Source organism: Vibrio sp. AND4, from assembly GCF_000171815.1.
Lineage (GTDB): Bacteria > Pseudomonadota > Gammaproteobacteria > Enterobacterales > Vibrionaceae > Vibrio.
Genome location: NZ_ABGR01000008.1, coordinates 14,468 through 34,528, shown reverse-complemented (window position 1 = coordinate 34,528; position 20,061 = coordinate 14,468). Strand labels below are relative to the sequence as shown.

General features: G+C 45.7%; 17 protein-coding genes and 2 tRNA genes. 3 read left to right on the top strand and 16 right to left on the bottom strand.

All coding sequences use genetic code 11. The features are described from left to right. Positions 1-209: 209 nt before the first annotated feature. On the bottom strand, positions 210-713 hold the full coding sequence (locus AND4_RS10710; RefSeq protein WP_009842986.1) for an N-acetyltransferase: 504 nt from the start codon (positions 711-713) through the stop codon (positions 210-212). Beyond that, positions 697-1,224, bottom strand: coding sequence for an SCP2 domain-containing protein (locus AND4_RS10705; RefSeq protein ID WP_009842985.1), 528 nt, complete (start codon positions 1,222-1,224; stop codon positions 697-699). The genes AND4_RS10710 and AND4_RS10705 overlap by 17 nt, the downstream gene beginning before the upstream one ends. 270 nt (positions 1,225-1,494) lie before the next feature. On the opposite strand from AND4_RS10705, the gene AND4_RS10700 reads away from it, so the two are divergent. The 3 genes from AND4_RS10700 (at position 1,495) to AND4_RS10690 (ending at position 5,596) form a co-directional block, all read left to right on the top strand. Beyond that, complete coding sequence (locus tag AND4_RS10700) at positions 1,495-3,534, top strand: bifunctional diguanylate cyclase/phosphodiesterase (RefSeq protein ID WP_009842984.1); 2,040 nt, start codon at positions 1,495-1,497, stop codon at positions 3,532-3,534. 149 nt (positions 3,535-3,683) lie between these two features. Next, positions 3,684-4,697, top strand: a complete 1,014-nt coding sequence (locus AND4_RS10695) for a peptidase U32 family protein (RefSeq protein WP_009842983.1) — start codon at positions 3,684-3,686, stop codon at positions 4,695-4,697. 20 nt (positions 4,698-4,717) lie between these two features. Then, the gene (locus tag AND4_RS10690) at positions 4,718-5,596 is read left to right on the top strand and encodes a U32 family peptidase (RefSeq protein WP_009842982.1); all 879 of its coding nucleotides are present in this window, start codon (positions 4,718-4,720) and stop codon (positions 5,594-5,596) included. 69 nt (positions 5,597-5,665) lie between these two features. Here the strand turns inward: AND4_RS10690 and AND4_RS10685 are convergent, their stop codons facing one another. The 14 genes from AND4_RS10685 to glmM form a co-directional block, all read right to left on the bottom strand. Continuing rightward, positions 5,666-7,012 carry an MATE family efflux transporter gene (locus AND4_RS10685; protein ID WP_009842981.1) on the bottom strand — a complete coding sequence of 449 codons (1,347 nt, stop codon included), beginning with the start codon at positions 7,010-7,012 and terminating at the stop codon, positions 5,666-5,668. Positions 7,013-7,068: 56 nt separating this feature from the next. Continuing rightward, a complete protein-coding gene (locus AND4_RS10680; RefSeq protein WP_009842980.1) occupies positions 7,069-7,482 on the bottom strand; it encodes a MarR family transcriptional regulator in 414 nt (137 codons plus the stop codon). Between the two features lie 97 nt (positions 7,483-7,579). Then, positions 7,580-8,497: a lipoprotein NlpI gene (gene nlpI / locus AND4_RS10675; RefSeq protein WP_009842979.1), complete on the bottom strand. Its 918-nt coding sequence runs from the start codon at positions 8,495-8,497 to the stop codon at positions 7,580-7,582. Between the two features lie 181 nt (positions 8,498-8,678). Beyond that, complete coding sequence (pnp, locus tag AND4_RS10670; protein ID WP_009842978.1) at positions 8,679-10,811, bottom strand: polyribonucleotide nucleotidyltransferase; 2,133 nt, start codon at positions 10,809-10,811, stop codon at positions 8,679-8,681. Between the two features lie 320 nt (positions 10,812-11,131). Beyond that, on the bottom strand, positions 11,132-11,401 hold the full coding sequence (gene rpsO, locus AND4_RS10665) for a 30S ribosomal protein S15 (RefSeq protein ID WP_005380094.1): 270 nt from the start codon (positions 11,399-11,401) through the stop codon (positions 11,132-11,134). Between the two features lie 150 nt (positions 11,402-11,551). Further along, positions 11,552-12,496: a tRNA pseudouridine(55) synthase TruB gene (gene truB, locus AND4_RS10660; protein ID WP_009842977.1), complete on the bottom strand. Its 945-nt coding sequence runs from the start codon at positions 12,494-12,496 to the stop codon at positions 11,552-11,554. Further along, positions 12,496-12,903, bottom strand: a complete 408-nt coding sequence (rbfA, locus tag AND4_RS10655; protein WP_009842976.1) for a 30S ribosome-binding factor RbfA — start codon at positions 12,901-12,903, stop codon at positions 12,496-12,498. Before rbfA ends, truB begins: the two co-directional genes overlap by 1 nt. A gap of 109 nt (positions 12,904-13,012) precedes the next feature. After that, complete coding sequence (gene infB / locus AND4_RS10650) at positions 13,013-15,694, bottom strand: translation initiation factor IF-2 (protein WP_009842975.1); 2,682 nt, start codon at positions 15,692-15,694, stop codon at positions 13,013-13,015. 21 nt (positions 15,695-15,715) lie between these two features. Then, on the bottom strand, positions 15,716-17,203 hold the full coding sequence (gene nusA / locus AND4_RS10645) for a transcription termination factor NusA (RefSeq protein WP_009842974.1): 1,488 nt from the start codon (positions 17,201-17,203) through the stop codon (positions 15,716-15,718). A gap of 36 nt (positions 17,204-17,239) precedes the next feature. Then, on the bottom strand, positions 17,240-17,695 hold the full coding sequence (gene rimP / locus AND4_RS10640; protein ID WP_009842973.1) for a ribosome maturation factor RimP: 456 nt from the start codon (positions 17,693-17,695) through the stop codon (positions 17,240-17,242). A 232-nt stretch (positions 17,696-17,927) separates the two neighbouring features. Continuing rightward, positions 17,928-18,004: transfer RNA gene (locus tag AND4_RS10635), tRNA-Met, on the bottom strand. Between the two features lie 56 nt (positions 18,005-18,060). Continuing rightward, positions 18,061-18,144: transfer RNA gene (locus AND4_RS10630), tRNA-Leu, on the bottom strand. 18 nt (positions 18,145-18,162) lie between these two features. After that, positions 18,163-18,501: a preprotein translocase subunit SecG gene (gene secG, locus AND4_RS10625; protein WP_009842971.1), complete on the bottom strand. Its 339-nt coding sequence runs from the start codon at positions 18,499-18,501 to the stop codon at positions 18,163-18,165. 217 nt (positions 18,502-18,718) lie between these two features. Then, positions 18,719-20,059 carry a phosphoglucosamine mutase gene (gene glmM, locus AND4_RS10620; RefSeq protein WP_009842970.1) on the bottom strand — a complete coding sequence of 447 codons (1,341 nt, stop codon included), beginning with the start codon at positions 20,057-20,059 and terminating at the stop codon, positions 18,719-18,721. Positions 20,060-20,061 lie beyond the last annotated feature (2 nt).

Sequence of the window (20,061 nt, the reverse complement as noted above, 5' to 3'; positions counted from 1 at the left end):
CATGACCTGGTTCGGAAGATACAAAACTCAAAGCTCTGGAGTTGGGGAACAAAGTTGGGGAAAAATGACACTCCACAATGCGGGCATGAGCAAAAATTTAAATTCGAGATTTGGGATAAGAAACATGTCTAAAAAGGATTAAACCACTTCCCTCTTTAAAACTGACAATACAGCCCGCTCAAGAGTGGGCTGTATCCCTCATCTAACATTCATGACTCTGAAAATTCTGGTGAATAGTCAATACGACCTGAGCGTCCGTTACATTGACCTTCGACCAATTCTGCAATGCGAAATGCACCTTGCGGAGCTTCCCACGCACAATCAAATCCCATCTCTTCACTGGCTTTAAATCCATGGCGTCCATAGTAGTCAGGATCCCCCAAAACCACACACACTGGATAACCAAAATCACACAGCGAATCAAAGCCTTCTTTAATCAATTTTGCTGCAATGCCTTGGCGGCGATAATCTTCATGCACAGCCAAAGGTGCAAGACCTTGCCAAGATAAATCCTCACCATTCAATGTCACAGGGCTAAACAATGCATGGCCAACCACTTCACCTTCATCGGTACATGCTACCAAAGACAAAGTAAGCTTACTGTTTTCACGCAGGCGCATCACTAATTTAGCTTCCGCATCCGTGGGGAAAGCGTGTTTTAAAAGGCGGTCAATGGTAAGAATGTCCGCTGGGGCTTCAGTTCGAATAAGCATTCGCTACTCCGGTTTCTTGTGCAGGTGCTTGAACCCCTTGCTGAACAAAGTCAGCCAATTGGTTCATTGCAACTTGCATCGCTTTTGGTAACTGCTCTAAGTCGACGCTGTCCATCAAGTTTTTCACTTCTAAGCCTAGCTCAGTGTCACCTTCAATAGAGAGGCGACGTTGAAAGAACAATGTATCAGGATCTTCTTTACGACCAGCAATAAGTACAAGGTCGTTAAGATTACCACTAAAACTCACGTCTTCCTGAATTGGTTTCTCTGCTACCACTAATTTTTCATCTTGATAACTGATGTACCATGCCAAGTTCAAATCTTTAATGGCAACTTTCAACCACCTTCCTTCGAGAAATTCAAAATCACCATCTTCTAGCGCTTCTTTGAACACCATTTTCAAAACTTCTAGCAAAGCTTTTTTCTGAACCGTCGATGGCAATAACTGGACTGGAGATCTCAAAATTGATGCTGCATTCTTTACTAGGTGACTGCGAATCTTGTTTAACACACTAATTATCCGTTACTTTGTCATAAGGTAACCCATATTACGCAATATCGTAATATCTCTACCTGTTATGTATCAATAAATCGGCCTGTTTTAAAAGTAAGCAATTTACTCGTTCAAGCATCGTTTTTTGATCTTATCTGTATTATTGACTTTAAGCGTTGGATAAATGCCTCAATCACGGTATGTTAGAATCCATATTTATAGTTATCAAAATAGCGTTTTTATTACACGGACGAATAATCAGGCTCATTGGAGATCGGTAACACCTTAATGCCTTCCCAGCAATTACAACATTGGTTTGCAACGCTTACCTCAAATAGCCCATTCTTTTTTGCTATTCTTGATAAAAAACACAATTATCAGATGGTAAGTGACCGCTATTGTGACATTGCAGGCTTAGAACACGACGATATCGTTGGTCTAAACGACAGCCAGGTACTGGGAGAGCAATTCTACAAAAAGCTCGAGCCCTATTATCTGCGCGCGTTCAAAGGCGATCATATTGAAGCGGAAATCACGCTCGACGAAACCGATATTGAAACCAGTCTTCACTTTAGCCTCTCTCCGGTTCATGAAGAAAGCGAAGTCAGCTTCGTGGTTTTCCATGCCATCGATACGTCTGAGAAACAAATTCTAGTTCGATCTTTAGAAGAGTCAGAAACCAAGTTCGCCAAATTGACCCAACTGCTACCGGATGGTCTTTTATTGGTGGAAGATGACATTATCATTTATGCCAACCCTGCTTCTGCCCGCTTATTAGGATTGAATTCATCTCATGAGCTTCTTGGTGAAGAACTGACTCGGCTGTTTATCGATGAAAACAGTAAAAAAGTTTTCACTCGTCGCATCAACACTCTACTTTCAGAAAAACCTTTTGTGTGCCTTACCAGCACTCGCTGTGGATTCGAACGGAAAGTTCAGTTGCATGCGGACAACACAGCGATCCTCGGCAGTGAGTCTCAAATCATTTTGATTCAAGACGCCGATGACACACCTAAATTGCTCTCTTCTAACCCTAATGAAGACGCCCACATCGATTCGCTAACCAAACTGTATAACCGCTTTGGTTTTACCAAACGACTAGAACAACTGCTCAAGAGCCAGACACCGTTGCTGGTTTTCTACCTCGACATAGATAACTTTAAGAACATTAACGACTCTCTGGGTCACCACATTGGTGACAAAGTGATTCAAGAAGTCTCCTCCCGCTTAACACGCTCCTTACCAAACCACGCCATCATTGGTCACTTGGGCGGTGACGAATTTGGCATCATTTTGCCTGAACCTGAAAACTCTCGCATGGCGGAGATCTTAGCTGAGCGTATTATTTCTCTGATTAACCAACCTTTCGATCTGCATCATTTCAGCAAGCGCCTCGCATGTTCAATCGGCAGTGTGCGCTATCCAGAAGACGGGCAAGACGCGCGCATTTTGCTGCAAAACGCCGATACTGCGATGTACGAAGCGAAAGACCGTGGTCGGAACCGTCTGATAAAATTTAACGATCAGATGAACAAAGAAGCACGTATGCGTTTATGGTTAGAGATTGAGTTGCAAAAAGCATTGCAGCAAAACGGCTTGGAAGTTTGGTATCAACCAAAGGTCAACGCTCGTGATTTCACCATTAACGGTGCCGAGGCGCTAGTGCGTTGGAAACATCCAGTGGAGGGCTACATCAGTCCCGGCGCATTTATCCCCGTGGCTGAACGTGCAGGTTTGATTGAACGTCTCGGGCGTGTGGTCATGCGCGATGTGTTTAACACGGTAAAGCGCTGGAAACTGCAAGGTATTCTACCGGGACGCGTGGCAATCAACCTCTCTCCAGAGCAGTTTGGTAACCCGCAGCTGATCGACTTCATGGAAAAGCTACTGCGCACTACCGAACTTGACCCAAGCTGCATTACCTTCGAGCTCACCGAAAGTGCAGTAATGAGCGACAACGATCACACGCTGCAAATGCTAAATGCGATCAAGAAACTTGGCTTCGCATTGTCCATTGATGATTTCGGTACTGGTTACTCTTCCCTTTCCTACTTAGCTCGCTTCCCCATTGATGAGCTAAAAATTGACCGCGCATTTATCAGCGATATCGATACGCTACCAAAACAAGTGACAGTGATAGAGAACATCATCAACCTCGGTAAATCATTGGACTTAACCGTTGTTGCCGAAGGCGTAGAAACCCATCAGCAAGCAACGCTGTTATCAAACCTACAATGCAATTCAATACAAGGCTTCCATTTCTACCGCCCACAGCCTAAGCACGAGGTCGAAGAGCTGTTTGCGCAAAACCGCCGTCATAAGAACTGATCTCAACTGCAACAAAATCTGAGTGTTACCCCTTATTCTCAAGGGGTAAATCTCATTTTAATGCGCTAAACCTAACTTAGGTCAATTCTGTTATTCATAATTCTTCATAAAATACAGACACCTTTTCATTCCTTTATGATTGTTAGCATATGGAACTCTTGTGTCCCGCGGGCAACCTCCCTGCGCTAAAAACCGCGATTGATTGCGGAGCCGACGCCGTTTACATCGGCTTCAAAGACGATACCAACGCTCGTCACTTTGCAGGCCTTAACTTCAATGGCCAAAAGCTAGAAAAAGCGGTGCAATACGTCCACGACCGCAGCAAAAAGATCCACATTGCGCTCAACACTTTTGCCCACCCAAATGGGTTCGAACGCTGGACAAATGCCGTCGATAATGCTGCAGCATTAGGTATAGATGCACTGATCGTGGCCGACATTGCGGTACTTGAGTACGCTGCTCGCAAATACCCAGAACTTGAACTGCATCTCTCAGTGCAAGCTTCTGCAACCAACGTGGCCGCGATTGATTTCTACAAACAAAACTTCAACGTCAAACGTGTCGTACTACCTCGTGTACTGTCTATTCATCAGGTAAAACAGCTTTCGCGCAACATCACCAGCGATGTCGACCTCGAAGTGTTTGCTTTTGGTAGCTTGTGCATCATGTCGGAGGGGCGATGCTACCTATCGTCTTACATGACAGGGGAATCACCAAATACAGTTGGTGCTTGTTCTCCAGCAAAATACGTTCGCTGGCAAGAAACAGAAAATGGCTTAGAGTCTCGCCTGAATAACATCTTAATAGACCGCTACAGCGCGGGAGAAAACGCAGGCTATCCAACTTTGTGTAAAGGTCGTTTCGAAGCGGAGATTGAAGGCGAGAAAAAGTGCTACCACGCACTGGAAGAGCCAACCAGTTTAAACACCTTGTCTATGTTGCCTGAGCTTTTTGCTGCCAATGTCGCATCCGTGAAAATAGAAGGTCGCCAACGCAGCCCTGCGTACGTAGAACAAGTAACACGCACATGGCGTGCAGCAATTGATCGCTATCAAGCAAACCAAGAAGCTTATCAAGTAGAAAAAGCTTGGGATGCAGCATTGGCAAACGTATCGGAAGGTACGCAAACCACACTTGGTGCTTATCACCGCAAATGGCAGTAGAGGCAAAAATGGACAACTCAATGAAATATGCACTTGGCCCACTGTTGTACTTCTGGCCAAGGCAAGACGTAGAAGCATTTTATGAACAAGCGAAATCAAGCTCTACGGACATCATTTATCTGGGTGAAACCGTGTGCTCAAAACGCCGAGAAATGAAACCTGCACATTGGTTTAACATCGCAAAAGAATTGTCTGCATCGGGCAAACAAGTAGTGCTATCGACAATGGCACTATTAGAAGCACCCAGTGAAGTGAACATCATGAAGAAGTACATCGATAATGGTGACTTCACAATTGAAGCTAACGACGTGTCTGCGGTTCAACTTGCTTTTGAACACAGAGTACCTTTCGTCGTTGGTCCTGCGATTAACACTTACAACGCACACACGCTGAACTTATTCCTAAAACAAGGCATGGTTCGCTGGTGTATGCCTGTAGAGCTATCTCGCGAATGGCTCAGTAACACACTGGCTCAATGTGATGAACTTGGTATTCGCAATAAGTTTGAAGTGGAAGTATTCAGCCATGGTTATCTGCCACTGGCTTACTCGGCACGCTGTTTTACTGCTCGTGCAGAAAACAAAGCCAAAGACGACTGCGAAACTTGCTGTATTAAATATCCAACAGGTATCCAAGTAAGCAGCCAAGAAGGCCAACAAGTGTTTAATCTAAACGGCATCCAAACTCAGTCTGGTTACTGCTACAACCTGATCAACGACCTACCGAGTATGGAAGGTCTAGTTGATGTCGTTCGTCTAAGCCCACTGGGTCTGAGCACCTTCTCTGAGCTGGACCAGTTTCGTTCAAACGAGAAAGGGACCACCCTAGGCAAGCTCCAAGATCGCCAATGTAACGGTTACTGGCATCAACTTGCGGGCCTAGAAGTGAAAAACATCTAACTCTTTCTCAGGATTTTCAAAGCAACCAAAAAGCGAGGCACTGACCTCGCTTTTTGGTATCCATTTTTGTTAAGAGGCGTGAATACTTGGCTCCGACGAGCTCTCATTCAGTAACTTCTTGATATCACGCCACAGCATCGTCATTACGACAAAACTCAAAGCAATATTAGACAGTGGAAATGCAATCCAAATACCCGTCACACCCAAAAGTTTTGGCATGATGAACAAGAACGGCAATTGAATCACCATATTACCAATGGTGACGAACATGGCTTTGCTGCCTTTATTCACTGATTGGTAGTACGCCGCTGCAACCACTAAGAAGCCATCTAAAAACAACGCAAACATGTGTAAGCGAATACCGACTACCGTCGCATCAATCAGATGTTGGTCTGCATTATTGAACACAGAAACAAACTCGTAGGGGAAGAGGTTCATTAGAAGAACAAACGTAATACCACCAAGTACCGAAGTACCCATTGCCACCTTCAGCAACTTACGAATGTTATCTTGGTTGCGAGCACCATGGTTGTAGCTCACCAAAGGCTGCATGGCATTGGCGATGCCCTCTGCAATAAGGTAATAAACCGTCACTATATAGCCCAAAATCGCGTACGCACCAATGAGCAGCGCACTGCCATATTGGGAAAACAACGCATTATGCAGTGCGACCATCATTGAGCTGTAGGCATACATAAAAAAGCTAGAGGTGCCAATCATGACAATCTTAGGAATAACATCAAACTGTATTTTCAAATCGTTAAAAGACAAGCGCATGTTGGCCCGAGACGTAAAGAAATACCCTACCCCCAAAATTGTCACCACCATCTGCGCCAATGCCGTAGCAATAGCCGCCCCCGTCAGCTCCCAGCCAAGCCAAGCAATAAAAAGGTAATCAAGTACAATATTAATCACCGCGCCAATCACCATCAAGATGGTTGCTAGATTCGGACTATCATCATTACGAAGTAAGAATGGCACCGCAATTGAACCAAGCGAGAACACACACGCGGCGCTCAGAATATGCAGATACTGCAAACCGAGTTCGTAAACGCGACCTTCTGCGCCCTGCCAACGAATAAAGTCATCGGCGAAAAGAAGTAATGTAATTGCCACAACAGGCATGATAGCTATCAGAAACAACAGACCCGTTGAGAGAATACGTTTAGCACCCTCTCTGTCTTTCTCACCTTGTTTGATAGAGGCGAGTGCCCCCGTACCAACCCCCACCATCATGCCGATACCCAGTATTGAGCCAATAACCGGCCAGGCTACGTTGATCCCAGCTAAACCATCAGCGCCGACATAACGGCCAATAAAAATACCATCGACGACTTGGTACAAGCCATTAACCAACATGGCTGCGACGGTCGGAATTGTGTATTTCCAAAACTGTTTATAAATAGAGTTTTGCATGACAATCACCAGTAGTTAGCAAGGCTAACTATATTAATAAAACAATAAAAATCGGTTTAGTTTCCAAGCGCTTTATCTAATAGCGCTTTCAATTGCTTTGCTTCTTTCGCATCCAACCTGCGCATAAGCTGCTGCGAAATATCTTTGTACACCACTTGTTCCAAAGACATTTCTGCTACCACTTTTTCGGTTAATAGCACGCGTTTAGAACGAGCGTCTTGGTGACAAGCAATGCGTTTTACCAGAGCTTTTTTCTCCAAGCGAGCTACCATATTTGAAGCTGACGGTTTGGTCACTTTAAGCTCTGCCGCTAAGTCAGTAACACGTATACCCTCAGGATTTAGTTGAATCACTCGCAAGTAATCAAACTCATTAAAACTCAGGTGCGAAAGTGGATCTTCTTTGGCATAAACGCGCCACGCTTTGGCGCAAAAACGTTCTAAATCAATCAGGCTTTTTTCTAATGCCATGATGCTTTGCCCATTTAGTTAGCAAGACTAACTATTTTAGTGAAGCGATGTAAACTCTTCAAGTACAAAAAAGCCGCTCTCGTTAAGCGGCTGTTTATTATTTTTCTTCTTGTTGCTCGGCTCTGAGCTTAACAAGCTGCTCTTGTTGCAGCTGATCGTAGATTTGCGCCAACTCCACAAAGGAGTAACGGTGCTCTACGTATTCATAAACATTGAAAGAAATAGCCAGCTTGTACAATGAAATCGCATCAGCAATATCGCCTTCTAATTGGTAGCGCTTACCAAGGTAGAAGTAAGTCTCTGTTAAACGTTCGGCAAGACGGAAATTCTCACGAGTACCATCCATGATGGCTTTCAATGCAACATCATCAGAAACGTCACGCAGCATAATTGCCACAAGAACCCAGCCCCACTCTTCGCTACGGTCGCGTTGGTAGTGCCTCGCTAGATTCGCTTTCGCTTGCTCTGGATTTTGCTCAGCTTCAATGATGTATAACCATAGAGCACGAAATGGATCACTTGGCATCTCTTGATAGTGCTTAGTCATGTCTTCTAAAGCGAGATCAATTCGACCACCGTAATAAAGTGCAATCGCACGGTTACGCTCTGCGTATGAGTTCTCTGGCGCCAGCTCTAACGTTGAGTCAAATGCCTCGTAAGCGGCATCAAATTCACCGACTTGAGTAAAATACACACCTAATAAGTTGAAGATGTCTGGTTGAGCAGGGTTGAGTTGTAAAGACTGATTAAAGTCCAAACGAGCAAGATCGCGTAGGCCAACACTATCGTAGTAGTTGCCACGCTCATAGAACATCTTAGCGCGGACTTCATCGTTCAGGTCTGGGCGCTGTAAAAGCTGAGAGAGGCGCGCAATCTGGACTTCTTGTTGCACGCTTGGTTGTAGCGGTACCGCCATCGGAGGATAGATCCACTGTTGTGCCGATTGTTGAGAGGTATTAGCACAACCGGTCAGCGCGATAGCAGCACATAAACTTGCGGTTTGAAACCATTTCACTAATGAGTACTCCTGTTTGGACCGCTCTGGGTCTGTTTCTCTTTATGTACTATAGAATAGTTAACTTCGTTTGAGGCTATAGTGGATGAAACAGGACAAAAAAAGGGAGCGAAAATGCTCCCCTTTTATAACATGCTTTCAGGCTCTTAAGCGAATAAAAGACCAAAAGTTAAAGCTGAGATTAATCGCCTTTTGCTTCACAAGCGTCAGACGCTGCTTCTGCTGGCGTATCTGCTGCTTCTTTCATGCTAAGACGTACACGGCCCTGACGGTCAATTTCAAGTACTTTAACTTGAACTTCTTGACCTTCAGCAAGGTAATCAGACACTTTCTCAACTCGCTTTTCAGCGATTTGTGAAATGTGTACCAGACCATCTTTGCCCGGAAGGATAGTGACGAATGCACCGAAGTCAGCAAGACGTGCAACTTTACCTGTGTAAATACGGCCTACTTCAACTTCAGCAGTGATTTCTTCGATGCGGCGAATAGCTTCTTTCGCTGCTGCACCCTCAGTTGCTGCAATCTTGATAGTACCGTCATCTTCGATCTCGATAGTTGTACCCGTTTCTTCAGTTAGAGCACGGATAACTGCACCACCTTTACCGATAACGTCTTTGATCTTCTCTGAGCTGATCTTCATTGTGTGAATGCGAGGAGCAAACTCAGAGATATCGTCACGAGCACCAGCAATCGCTTCATCCATCACAGATAGGATGTGCTTACGTGCACCTTGAGCTTGGTTAAGCGCAATTTGCATGATCTCTTTAGTGATACCTTCGATCTTGATATCCATTTGAAGTGCAGTGATACCCGTTTGAGTACCCGCCACTTTAAAGTCCATATCACCTAAATGGTCTTCGTCACCAAGGATGTCAGAAAGAACAACAAAGTCATCGCCTTCTTTAACAAGACCCATTGCGATACCCGCAACAGATGACTTGATTGGCACGCCAGCGTCCATAAGAGCAAGAGAAGTACCACATACAGAGGCCATTGAAGAAGAACCGTTAGATTCTGTGATTTCTGATACGACACGTACAGTGTATGGGAACTCGTCTACTGATGGCATTACTGCAGCAATACCACGCTTAGCCAGTTTACCGTGGCCGATTTCACGACGCTTTGGAGAGCCGACAAAACCTGTTTCACCAACACAGTATGGAGGGAAGTTGTAGTGCAGTAGGAAGTTATCTTTACGCTCACCTGTTAGCTCATCGATGATTTGTGCATCACGCTGAGTACCAAGAGTTGCAGTAACGATCGCCTGAGTTTCACCACGAGTGAATAGTGCACTACCGTGAGTACGAGGAAGAACACCAGTACGTACATCTAGTGCACGAACCATATCTTTCTCACGGCCATCGATACGTGGGTTACCAGCAATAATGCTACGGCGTACCACTGTCTTCTCTAGATCGTGGAAGATAGTGTGGATTTCTTTGGTGTCCGCTTCTGGATCTTCAGCAAGAAGAACGTCGTTAACTTCACCAGCGATCTCGTGGATACGGTCGTAACGAGCCATTTTCTCTGTGATTTGGTAAGCCTGGTCCAACTTAGCTTCAGCAAGTTCAGCAATCTTGTTTACAAGCGCAGTGTTCTCTTGTGGCGCAACCCAATCCCAAGCTGGCGTAGCAACTTCAGATTTGAATTCGTTGATCGCCTTGATAACAACCTGCTGTTGGTCGTGACCGTAAACAACCGCTGCTAGCATCTCTTCTTCAGTTAGGTTGTCTGCTTCAGATTCAACCATTAGTACCGCAGATTCTGTACCCGCAACCACTAAGTCAAGCTTAGATGCATCTAGTTCAGTGTTACTTGGGTTTAGAACAAGCTGGCCGTCAATGTGACCAACGCGTGCTGAACCGATAGGACCGTTGAACGGGATACCAGAAATAGCAAGCGCGGCAGACGTACCGATCATTGTCACGATATCAGGTTGAACATCAGGGTTAACAGACATTACTGTCGCGATAACCTGAACTTCATTCTTGAATGAGTCTGGGAATAGTGGACGGATTGGACGGTCGATTAGACGAGCCGTTAGCGTTTCACCTTCAGAAGGACGGCCTTCACGCTTGAAGAAACCACCTGGGATTTTACCTGCCGCGTATGTACGCTCTTGGTAGTTTACTGTTAGTGGGAAGAAATCTTGACCTGCAACCGCTTCTTTCTTACCGACAACTGAAACGAATACTGCTGTATCGTCCATTGTCACCATTACTGCAGCCGAAGCTTGACGAGCGATAACGCCAGTTTCTAGAGTAACCGTGTGGTTACCGTACTGGAACGTTTTAACAACTGGTTTTTCGAACATTGTTATTCCTTGTTTCCGAACCCTCTTTACGAATAAAGAAGTTTCAGAGTGTGTTAATTGATACTCAAGGTATTACAAATCGCGACTAGTAAAAATGGACTGAGTCAGACTTAAGTACACTTTTAATAGTCGCGACCTTTTGGTCGACGTGGTTGACTGTAATACGATGAGCTTAGTGACAATCTCAAAACGAGATTTAGCCGCGTGTATTATAACGGCATAAGTTTGATTTGGCTAAGAGATAGCAATTAAAATTAAGTAACAAACAACAAAAAAGGGGCTCAAAGCCCCTTTTATACAAACTGCTATGCAGTCGCTTATTAGCGACGTAGGCCTAGACGCTTGATTAGGTCTTGGTAGCGAGCTAGATTTTTACCTTTTAGGTAATCTAGAAGCTTACGACGACGAGAAACCATACGTAGAAGACCACGACGGCTGTGGTGATCGCCTTTATGTGCTTTAAAGTGACCTTGTAGGTGGTTGATAGAAGCTGTAAGTAGAGCTACTTGAACTTCTGGTGAACCAGTGTCACCTTCGCCTTGTGCGTATTCTGCAACGATTGCTGCTTTAGTTTCTGCATTCAGAGACATAATTCTCTCCTGATAAGAGTGAGTTTAAAGTTGTAGCAGCCAATCTCTGATTCAGCCGCTACGCGAAGCGCGGATTATAGGGAAATTTCCTTATCCACGCAATACAAAAATACCGACGACTTCGCCGGTACCTTTCATTCATTAACGAGTTTATCCCTCGTCACGAAAAACCACTAAGCGCTTTGGTGCAACTTTGCCATCGTCGTTCAGTTCTGCCACACCGATAAACAGCTTGTCTTCACCGGAAGTCATACGAAGTGGCGTACCCTCTGGTGCACCCAATACCTGCACAGGCATGCCGTGCTGTACCAGATTCGTTAGCTCGGCATTGAGGTTTACTTCAGGTAAATCTTCAACTGCAGTATCCATTGGTAGCAACAGCGGATCAAGTCGTTCTTTTGGTGCTACTTCATCACGGTGAGCTTGCTCTAGCAATTCATTCAGTTGCTCAAGCGTCACCATTTTTTCGTATGGGTACTTTGCAACCCCAGTACGACGAAGCATGGTCACGTGCGCACCACAACCAAGCATTTCACCCAAGTCATCAACGATAGTGCGGATGTAAGTGCCTTTCGAGCAATGCACTTCCATCTCCACTTCATCACCTTCAAAGCGGTGAAGTACGATTTCATATACCGTGATCTTACGAGACTCACGCGGTACCTCAATGCCTTTGCGAGCATACTCGTACAACGGCTTACCCTGGTACTTTAATGCTGAGAACATTGAGGGTATCTGGTCCGATTCACCACGGAACGTGTCGATGCACGCTTCAAGCTTCTGTCGGTTCACGTCGACAGGACGTGTCTCTACTACTTCGCCATCAGAGTCAGATGTATCTGTGCGCTCACCCAGTTTTGCAATGACGCGGTAGCGCTTATCTGAGTCCAATAAGAACTGAGAAAACTTGGTTGCTTCACCTAAACAGATTGGCAACATGCCCGTCGCTAGTGGGTCCAAAGCACCCGTATGACCTGCTTTTTCAGCGAAGAAGATACGTTTTACTTTTTGTAGTGCGTCATTGGAAGAAATGCCTGTTGGTTTGTCCAACAAGATAACGCCATTAATTGGACGACCTTTACGACGACGAGCCATTACTCTTCCCCTGCCTGATCTTCTTCGCGACCTGAATCTTGTTGCTTGCGTTTGTCCTCGCTGACAACCTCAGACACTAGGTTAGACATACGCATGCCCTCTACTAGCGTGTTGTCGTAGTAGAAACGAATCTCTGGGGTTAAACGTAGGCGAATACGCTTACCTAGCATCATGCGGATGTGCACTTCGTGCTCACGCAGCGCCGCCAGACATGATTCTGGTGTTTGCTCACCCACGCACAGGAAAGTAACAAATACTTTTGCGTAAGCAAGATCACGAGATGCCTCAACATCAGAAATCGTAACCATGCCTAAACGGGAGTCACGAACTTCACGTTGAAGGATCATCGCAAGTTCTTTTTGCAGCTGTTGTGATACGCGCTGCGTGCGGCTAAATTCTTTTGACATATTCATTCTCTTAAATAGAAAGAATGGGGGGATGGTCAAGCCAGCCCCCCATGGTGTATTCAACAACCAATTACTATTTGTCTTTCAGACGGTTAGTAATTTTAGTCAATTAGTCTAGAGTACGTTTGATTTCAACGACTTCGAATACTTCGATCTGATCGCCTACGCGAACGTCGTTGTAGTTCTTAACGCCGATACCACACTCGTAGCCATTCTTAACTTCTTGAACGTCATCTTTAAAGCGACGAAGTGATTCTAGCTCACCTTCGTAGATAACAACATTGTCGCGTAGGACGCGGATTGGGTTATTACGCTTAATTAGACCTTCAGTAACCATACAACCAGCGATTGCGCCCAGTTTCGGTGACTTAAATACGTCACGTACTTCAGCAAGACCGATAATCTCTTGCTTAAATTCTGGAGCAAGCATGCCGCCCATTGCTTGTTTAACTTCATCAATCAATTGGTAAATGATTGAGTAGTAACGAAGGTCAACGCTTGCAGTTTCAATCGCGCGACGAGCAGACGCGTCAGCACGTACGTTAAAGCCAAGGATAATCGCATTAGAAGCTTCTGCAAGAACTGCATCCGTTTCTGTAATACCACCAACACCTGAACCGACGATGTTTACTTTCACTTCGTCAGTAGACAGTTTCACCAGTGAGTCTGCAATCGCTTCCACAGAGCCTTGAACATCAGCCTTAAGCACTACGTTCAGCTCGGCAACTTCACCAGCAGTCATGTTAGAGAACATGTTCTCTAGTTTAGATTTCTGCTGACGAGCAAGTTTCACTTCACGGAATTTACCAGCACGGTAGTTTGCTACTTCACGTGCTTTACGCTCGTCACGTACTACTGTTGCTTCGTCACCTGAAGATGGTACACCTGAAAGACCTAAGATCTCTACAGGGATAGATGGACCAGCTTCTGTAATTTCTTTACCTAGTTCATCGCGCATAGCACGAACACGGCCGTACTCTTGACCACAAAGAACGATGTCGCCTTTGTTTAGCGTACCTGATTGAACAAGTACTGTAGCTACTGGGCCACGACCTTTATCTAGGCGAGATTCAACAACAACACCTGTTGCCATGCCTTCAGCTACTGCTGTTAGCTCTAGAACCTCAGATTGAAGAAGGATAGCTTCTAGAAGCCCCTCGACATTTGTGCCCTGCTTCGCAGAGATGTGAACGAAGATGTTCTCACCGCCCCACTCTTCAGGGATTACGTCGTATTGAGCTAGCTCATTCTTAACGTTGTCTGGGTTCGCGCCTTCTTTATCGATTTTGTTTACCGCAACAATCAGAGGAACACCTGCCGCTTTCGCGTGCTGGATTGCTTCAACGGTCTGTGGCATTACGCCATCGTCTGCTGCCACGACAAGAACAACGATATCTGTCGCTTGAGCACCACGAGCACGCATAGCGGTAAATGCCGCGTGTCCAGGAGTATCAAGGAAGGTGATCATGCCGTTATCAGTTTCAACGTGGTAAGCACCGATATGCTGTGTGATACCGCCCGCCTCGCCTGAAGCAACGTGTGTACGACGGATATAGTCAAGTGTCGACGTTTTACCGTGGTCAACGTGACCCATGATGGTCACAACTGGAGCGCGTGGCACTGCTTCTGCGTTTGTATCACGATCAGAAAGTACTGCTTCTTCCAGCTCATTTTCTTTGCGAAGAACAACTTTGTGGCCCATTTCTTCAGCCACAAGTTGCGCTGTTTCTTGGTCAATCACTTGGTTGATAGTCGCCATCGCGCCCATCTTCATCATCACTTTGATAACTTCTGTCGCTTTAACCGACATCTTGTTAGCAAGTTCAGAAAGAACGATTGTCTCACCAACAACAACGTCTTGTTTTGCTACTGTCGCAGACTTATCGAAGCCATGTTGCATCGAAGTTGGCTTAGCCAGTTTACCTTTACGGCCTCTACCGCCACGTTGGTTACGACCACCACGTGATTGTTCCTCTCTGGTCGGTTTCTTCTTCTTACGACGAGCACCACTTTCTTCTTTGCGATCAACTTCGTCTTCAGCTTCACGAGCGTAGGTAGAAGTAGTTACGTGGTAGTCAGAGTTTTCAAGCTCTTTCTTTTTAGTTTCTTCTTCAGACCAACGAGCTTCGTTCTCTTCTGCAAGTTTACGAGCTTCTTCAACAAGTTTCGCTGCTTCTTGCTCAGCTTTACGTTGGGCTTCTTCCTCCTGACGACGCTTTAGCTCGTCAGCTTCTTTTTTGGCTTGCGTATTCACATCCGCATTTTTTGCATTCATTTCTTTCTTAGCCTTTTCAGCTTGGGCGCGTTTTGCCTTTTCTTCAGCTTCACGTTTTGCATCCGCTTCACGTTTCGCTTTCTCATCGGCATCGCGCTGTGCTTTCTCTGCAGCTTCACGTTTGGCTTTTTCTTCAGCCTCACGAATCGCAAGCTCTTCAGCTTCACGTTTTGCTGCTTCCTCAGCCTCACGTTTTGCATCGTCTTCGATAGTGCTGCGCTTCACATATGTGCGCTTCTTACGCACTTCTACTTGAACATCCTTACTTTTGCCGCCACCTGCTGCAACACTCAGTGTGCTACGAGTCTTACGTTGAAGCGTCAATCTAGTAGGTTCAGATTCGCCCGACTTATCGCCGTGCTCTTTCTTCAGGTGAGAGAGAAGCTTTTGCTTCTCCTCATCCGATACTTGGTCAGAACTCGCTTTGTTCATGCCAGCGTCAGCAAGTTGTTCCATTAAGCGGTCAACTGGAGTACCAATCTCTTCACTCAGAGCTTTAACTGTTAATTGTGTCATGCCGCTTCCTCCTTGCTGATATTATGCTTCTTCGCCGAACCAACAGATGTTACGAGCAGCCATGATAAGCTCACCTGCACGTTCTTCTGTCAGACCTTCAGTACCTTCCAAATCGTCGATACCTTGGTCGGCTAGATCTTCTAGTGTCACCACACCTTTTGCAGCCAACTTAAATGCCATCTCACGCTCTAGACCTTCAAGGCCTAGTAGGTCTTCAGCAGGCTCAAGGCCGTCAAAAGACTCTTCTTGCGCTAGGGCAATTGTCGTTAGCGCATCTTTGGCGCGGGTACGAAGTTCTTCTATAAGCTCTTCGTTTAGACCATCTACGTCTAGCAGCTCGTTCACTGGAACGTAAGCGATTTCTTCTAGCGTTGAGAAACCCTCTTCAACAAGAAGTTGAGCAAAGTCTTCTTCAATGTCTAGGTACTTCATGAAGTTTTCAATCGATGCTTGAGACTCTTCAGCATGCTTCTTCTGAAGGTCAGCCACCGTCATAACGTTCAGTTCCCAACCCGTTAGCTGAGATGCCAAACGCACGTTTTGGCCACTACGACCGATAGCTTGCGCTAGGTTGTCAGCTTCAACAGCGATGTCCATTGAGTGTGCATCTTCATCGACGATGATTGAGGCGACATCAGCAGGAGCCATCGCATTGATCACAAATTGAGCTGGATTATCATCCCAAAGAACAATATCGATACGCTCACCACCAAGCTCGCCAGAAACTGCTTGAACACGTGCGCCACGCATACCAACACACGCACCCACAGGATCAGTACGCTTGTCATTTGTTTTCACCGCGATCTTAGCGCGAGAACCCGGATCACGTGCAGCGCCTTTTAGCTCGATGATTTCTTCAGCGATTTCAGGAACTTCTACGCGGAATAGCTCAGCTAACATTTCTGGCTTAGAACGCGTAATGAACAGTTGGAAACCACGTGCTTCAGGAGCAACTTTGTACAGTAGACCACGAACTCGGTCACCCGGACGAAGGTTTTCGCGAGGGAGCTGATCATCACGTAGGATTACCGCTTCAGCGTTGTTACCGAGATCAAGTACGACTGTCTCACGGTTCACCTTCTTAACAACACCAGTGATAAGATCACCTTCGTTGTCAATAAACTGTTCTACTATTTGAGCACGCTCAGCTTCACGCACTTTTTGTACAATAACTTGCTTGGCCGTTTGAGTCGTAATGCGATCGAATGTCACCGATGGGATATCGTCCTCGACAAAATCACCTAGTTGAGCATCTGCATCTTCATATTGTGCAGCTTCAATGGAGATTTCTTTTGTAGGGTTTTCAACATTTTCTACAACCAACCAACGGCGGAATGTTTCAAACTCGCCGGTTTTACGGTCGATAGCGACACGTACATCGATTTCGATTTCGTATTTTTTCTTTGTAGAAGTTGCCAGAGCAATCTCAAGAGCTTCAAAGATACGCTCACGAGGTACCGCTTTTTCGTTCGATACCGCTTCTGCTACCGCTAAAATTTCTTTACTCATTGTATTTAGCCTCTAAGCTTCAAATTTTTTAGGGAACTAAAATTTAGGGATCAGGTTAGCTTTTGAAATGTTACTTAGAGCAAATTCTTCTTGTTGCCCCTCACAAGTAACCGCAATTGTCTCACCATCGACGTTGTGGATAATACCATTCCACTTACGACGGTTCGCAACAGCCATTTTCAATACGATGCTGACCTCGTGACCTATAAATTGCTCGTAATGTGTTGCTTTAAAAAGTGGTCTTTCTAAGCCTGGAGAAGAGACTTCTAGGCTATAAGCAACAGAAATTGGATCTTCAACGTCTAATACTGCACTTACCTGATGGCTAACTTCTGCACAGGCATCTACATTGATACCATTCTCGTGGTCGATGTAGATACGCAACGTTGAGTGCGCACCCGCGCGAATAAATTCTAATCCAACCAACTCGTAGCCTAACGCCTCTACTGGAGCTTCAAGCATTTCAGTAAGTTGTCTCTCTAAACCAGTCATTTAAACCACTCCAGAAACAAAAAAAGGGCTCAGAGCCCAATCAAAAAACCAAGCAATACCCGAGTTGATTTATAAAAACTCAGATAACAAAAAACCCCGAAAGTCGGGGTTTTATGCTGCTGGACCCTGATACGTTAAGAATAGCCCAGGATTGCTTTTCTTAACTCACAGTGTGGTTAGCACTGTGCAAACTTGCCAATCGAATCACTCTTTTTTAATAAAAGAATGAGATTGGTTGCGGGGGCCGGATTTGAACCGACGACCTTCGGGTTATGAGCCCGACGAGCTACCAAGCTGCTCCACCCCGCGTCCGACTTGATGAGCATTATACGCTCAACTAAGTGATTTACAAGTTTGTAAATTCATGGTGCCGAGAGAGGGACTCGAACCCTCACACCAAAGGCACTAGCACCTCATGCTAGCGTGTCTACCAATTTCACCATCTCGGCTACATAAACCTTTACAGCTTACTGTGGAATCTCATCACCAGTAGGTGCTGGAACTTCACTTGCTGCATCTTTAATTTGCTCTACAACCGGCTGGCCCAGTGTTGGGTCTACCCATTGTGATTCAGCCTTGTGCGTGGACATACGGCCAAGTAACAAACTAATGATAAAAAATACGGTTGCTAAAATAGCAGTTGTTCGGGTTAAGAAATTACCTGAGCCGCCTGCACCAAACACTGTGTTTGAAGCACCTGCACCGAACGAGGCTCCCATATCTGCGCCTTTACCTTGTTGAATCAACACAAGGCCAATTACACCAAGCGCCGCCAACAGGTAAATCACAAGTAGAACTGAAAACATTTTTTCCACCTATGTTCCTAATTGTTGAGCCAGCGCCGTCCAAAAACATTCATTCCTGAACAAGGCTAGCGGCCTCCTAACGGGAGGCGGAGCAATACTAGCGAATGCCAGTATCGCTGACAAGGAAAAATTCGCAAAAAATCAGCACCAAGGTATCAAGCGCTCAAAAAAAGGGCAAACGATGCCCTTTCTTTAACAAAATCGGTTAAAGCAATGATTAACAACTTGCTTTAACTGCCTCTGCAATCTTAAGCGCAGAGCTTTGAACAAGTTCTGCATCTTCACCTTCCACCATGACACGGATAAGTGGCTCAGTACCTGACTTTCGTAGTAGCACTCGGCCTTTGTCACCTAACTCCGCTTCTACCTCTGTTACTGAGTCTAATACAGCTTGTGCCTCAAGAGGGTTGCTTTCACCAGAAAAACGTACGTTCTCTAGTACTTGCGGGTAAAGCTTCATTCCTTGGGACAAGTCATGCAACGTCATTTCGCTGCCGACAACTGAAGCGAGGACTTGCAACGCAGCCACAATCGCATCACCAGTGGTCACCTTGTCTAGCAAGATAACATGCCCTGAGTTTTCAGCACCGATCTTCCAACCTCTAGCCAGCAATTGCTCCATTACGTAGCGGTCACCCACCGCAGCACGTACAAATGGAATACCTAATTGTTTGAGTCCATTTTCCATTCCTAGGTTGGTCATTAGCGTACCAACAACACCACCTTTTAACTCGCCACGGCGCATTGCATCACGCGCAATAATGTAAGCAATTTGATCACCGTCGATCTTGTTACCTAAGTGGTCAACCATAATGATACGGTCGCCGTCACCATCGAACGCAAGACCAAGGTGTGCTTGCTCTTCGACAACGCGTTTTTGTAGCGCACGAACATCCGTCGCTCCAACCTCTGCGTTAATATTAGTCCCATTCGGCTCAACGCCCATGGCAATAATATCTGCACCGAGCTCTTTAAATACATTAGGTGCAATGTGGTAAGTTGCACCGTGTGCGCAGTCAACCACAATCTTTACGTTTGCTAAGCTCAGCTCAGATGGGAAAGTACTCTTACAAAACTCGATGTAACGACCGGCTGCGTCATTCAGACGAGTTGCTTTACCAAGCTCAGCTGATTCCACACATTCAATGTCTTTATCAAGTTCAGCTTCGATAGCCAGTTCAATATCATCCCCAAGCTTAGTGCCTTCAGATGAGAAGAACTTAATACCATTGTCATAGTATGGGTTGTGAGAAGCGGAAATAACAATACCCGCTTCTGCTCGGAAGGTCTGCGTCAAATAGGCAACGGCCGGCGTTGGCATTGGACCGGTCAAGGTCGCTTTCAGGCCAGCTGCTGCAAGGCCAGCCTCTAGAGCAGATTCAAGCATGTAACCAGAAATGCGCGTGTCTTTACCAATGATAACTTTCTTCGTACCTTGTTTCGCAAGAACACGACCAGCCGCCCAGCCAAGTTTTAGTACGAAATCTGGAGTAATCGGGTATTGCCCAACCTTACCGCGTACGCCATCAGTACCAAAATAACGTCTTTTATCAGACATAA

Coding starts and splice junctions, on each gene's coding strand:
- AND4_RS10680 (WP_009842980.1), bottom strand. CDS start 7,482: ATGGCATTAGAAAAAAGCCTGATTGATTTAGAACGTTTTTGCGCCAAA.
- truB (WP_009842977.1), bottom strand. CDS start 12,496: ATGGCTCGTCGTCGTAAAGGTCGTCCAATTAATGGCGTTATCTTGTTG.
- rimP (WP_009842973.1), bottom strand. CDS start 17,695: ATGACTGGTTTAGAGAGACAACTTACTGAAATGCTTGAAGCTCCAGTA.
- rbfA (WP_009842976.1), bottom strand. CDS start 12,903: ATGTCAAAAGAATTTAGCCGCACGCAGCGCGTATCACAACAGCTGCAA.
- AND4_RS10710 (WP_009842986.1), bottom strand. CDS start 713: ATGCTTATTCGAACTGAAGCCCCAGCGGACATTCTTACCATTGACCGC.
- rpsO (WP_005380094.1), bottom strand. CDS start 11,401: ATGTCTCTGAATGCAGAAACTAAAGCAGCAATCGTTGCAGAATACGCA.
- AND4_RS10695 (WP_009842983.1), top strand. CDS start 3,684: ATGGAACTCTTGTGTCCCGCGGGCAACCTCCCTGCGCTAAAAACCGCG.
- glmM (WP_009842970.1), bottom strand. CDS start 20,059: ATGTCTGATAAAAGACGTTATTTTGGTACTGATGGCGTACGCGGTAAG.
- pnp (WP_009842978.1), bottom strand. CDS start 10,811: ATGTTCGAAAAACCAGTTGTTAAAACGTTCCAGTACGGTAACCACACG.
- secG (WP_009842971.1), bottom strand. CDS start 18,501: ATGTTTTCAGTTCTACTTGTGATTTACCTGTTGGCGGCGCTTGGTGTA.
- nusA (WP_009842974.1), bottom strand. CDS start 17,203: ATGAGTAAAGAAATTTTAGCGGTAGCAGAAGCGGTATCGAACGAAAAA.
- AND4_RS10700 (WP_009842984.1), top strand. CDS start 1,495: ATGCCTTCCCAGCAATTACAACATTGGTTTGCAACGCTTACCTCAAAT.
- AND4_RS10685 (WP_009842981.1), bottom strand. CDS start 7,012: ATGCAAAACTCTATTTATAAACAGTTTTGGAAATACACAATTCCGACC.
- infB (WP_009842975.1), bottom strand. CDS start 15,694: ATGACACAATTAACAGTTAAAGCTCTGAGTGAAGAGATTGGTACTCCA.
- AND4_RS10690 (WP_009842982.1), top strand. CDS start 4,718: ATGAAATATGCACTTGGCCCACTGTTGTACTTCTGGCCAAGGCAAGAC.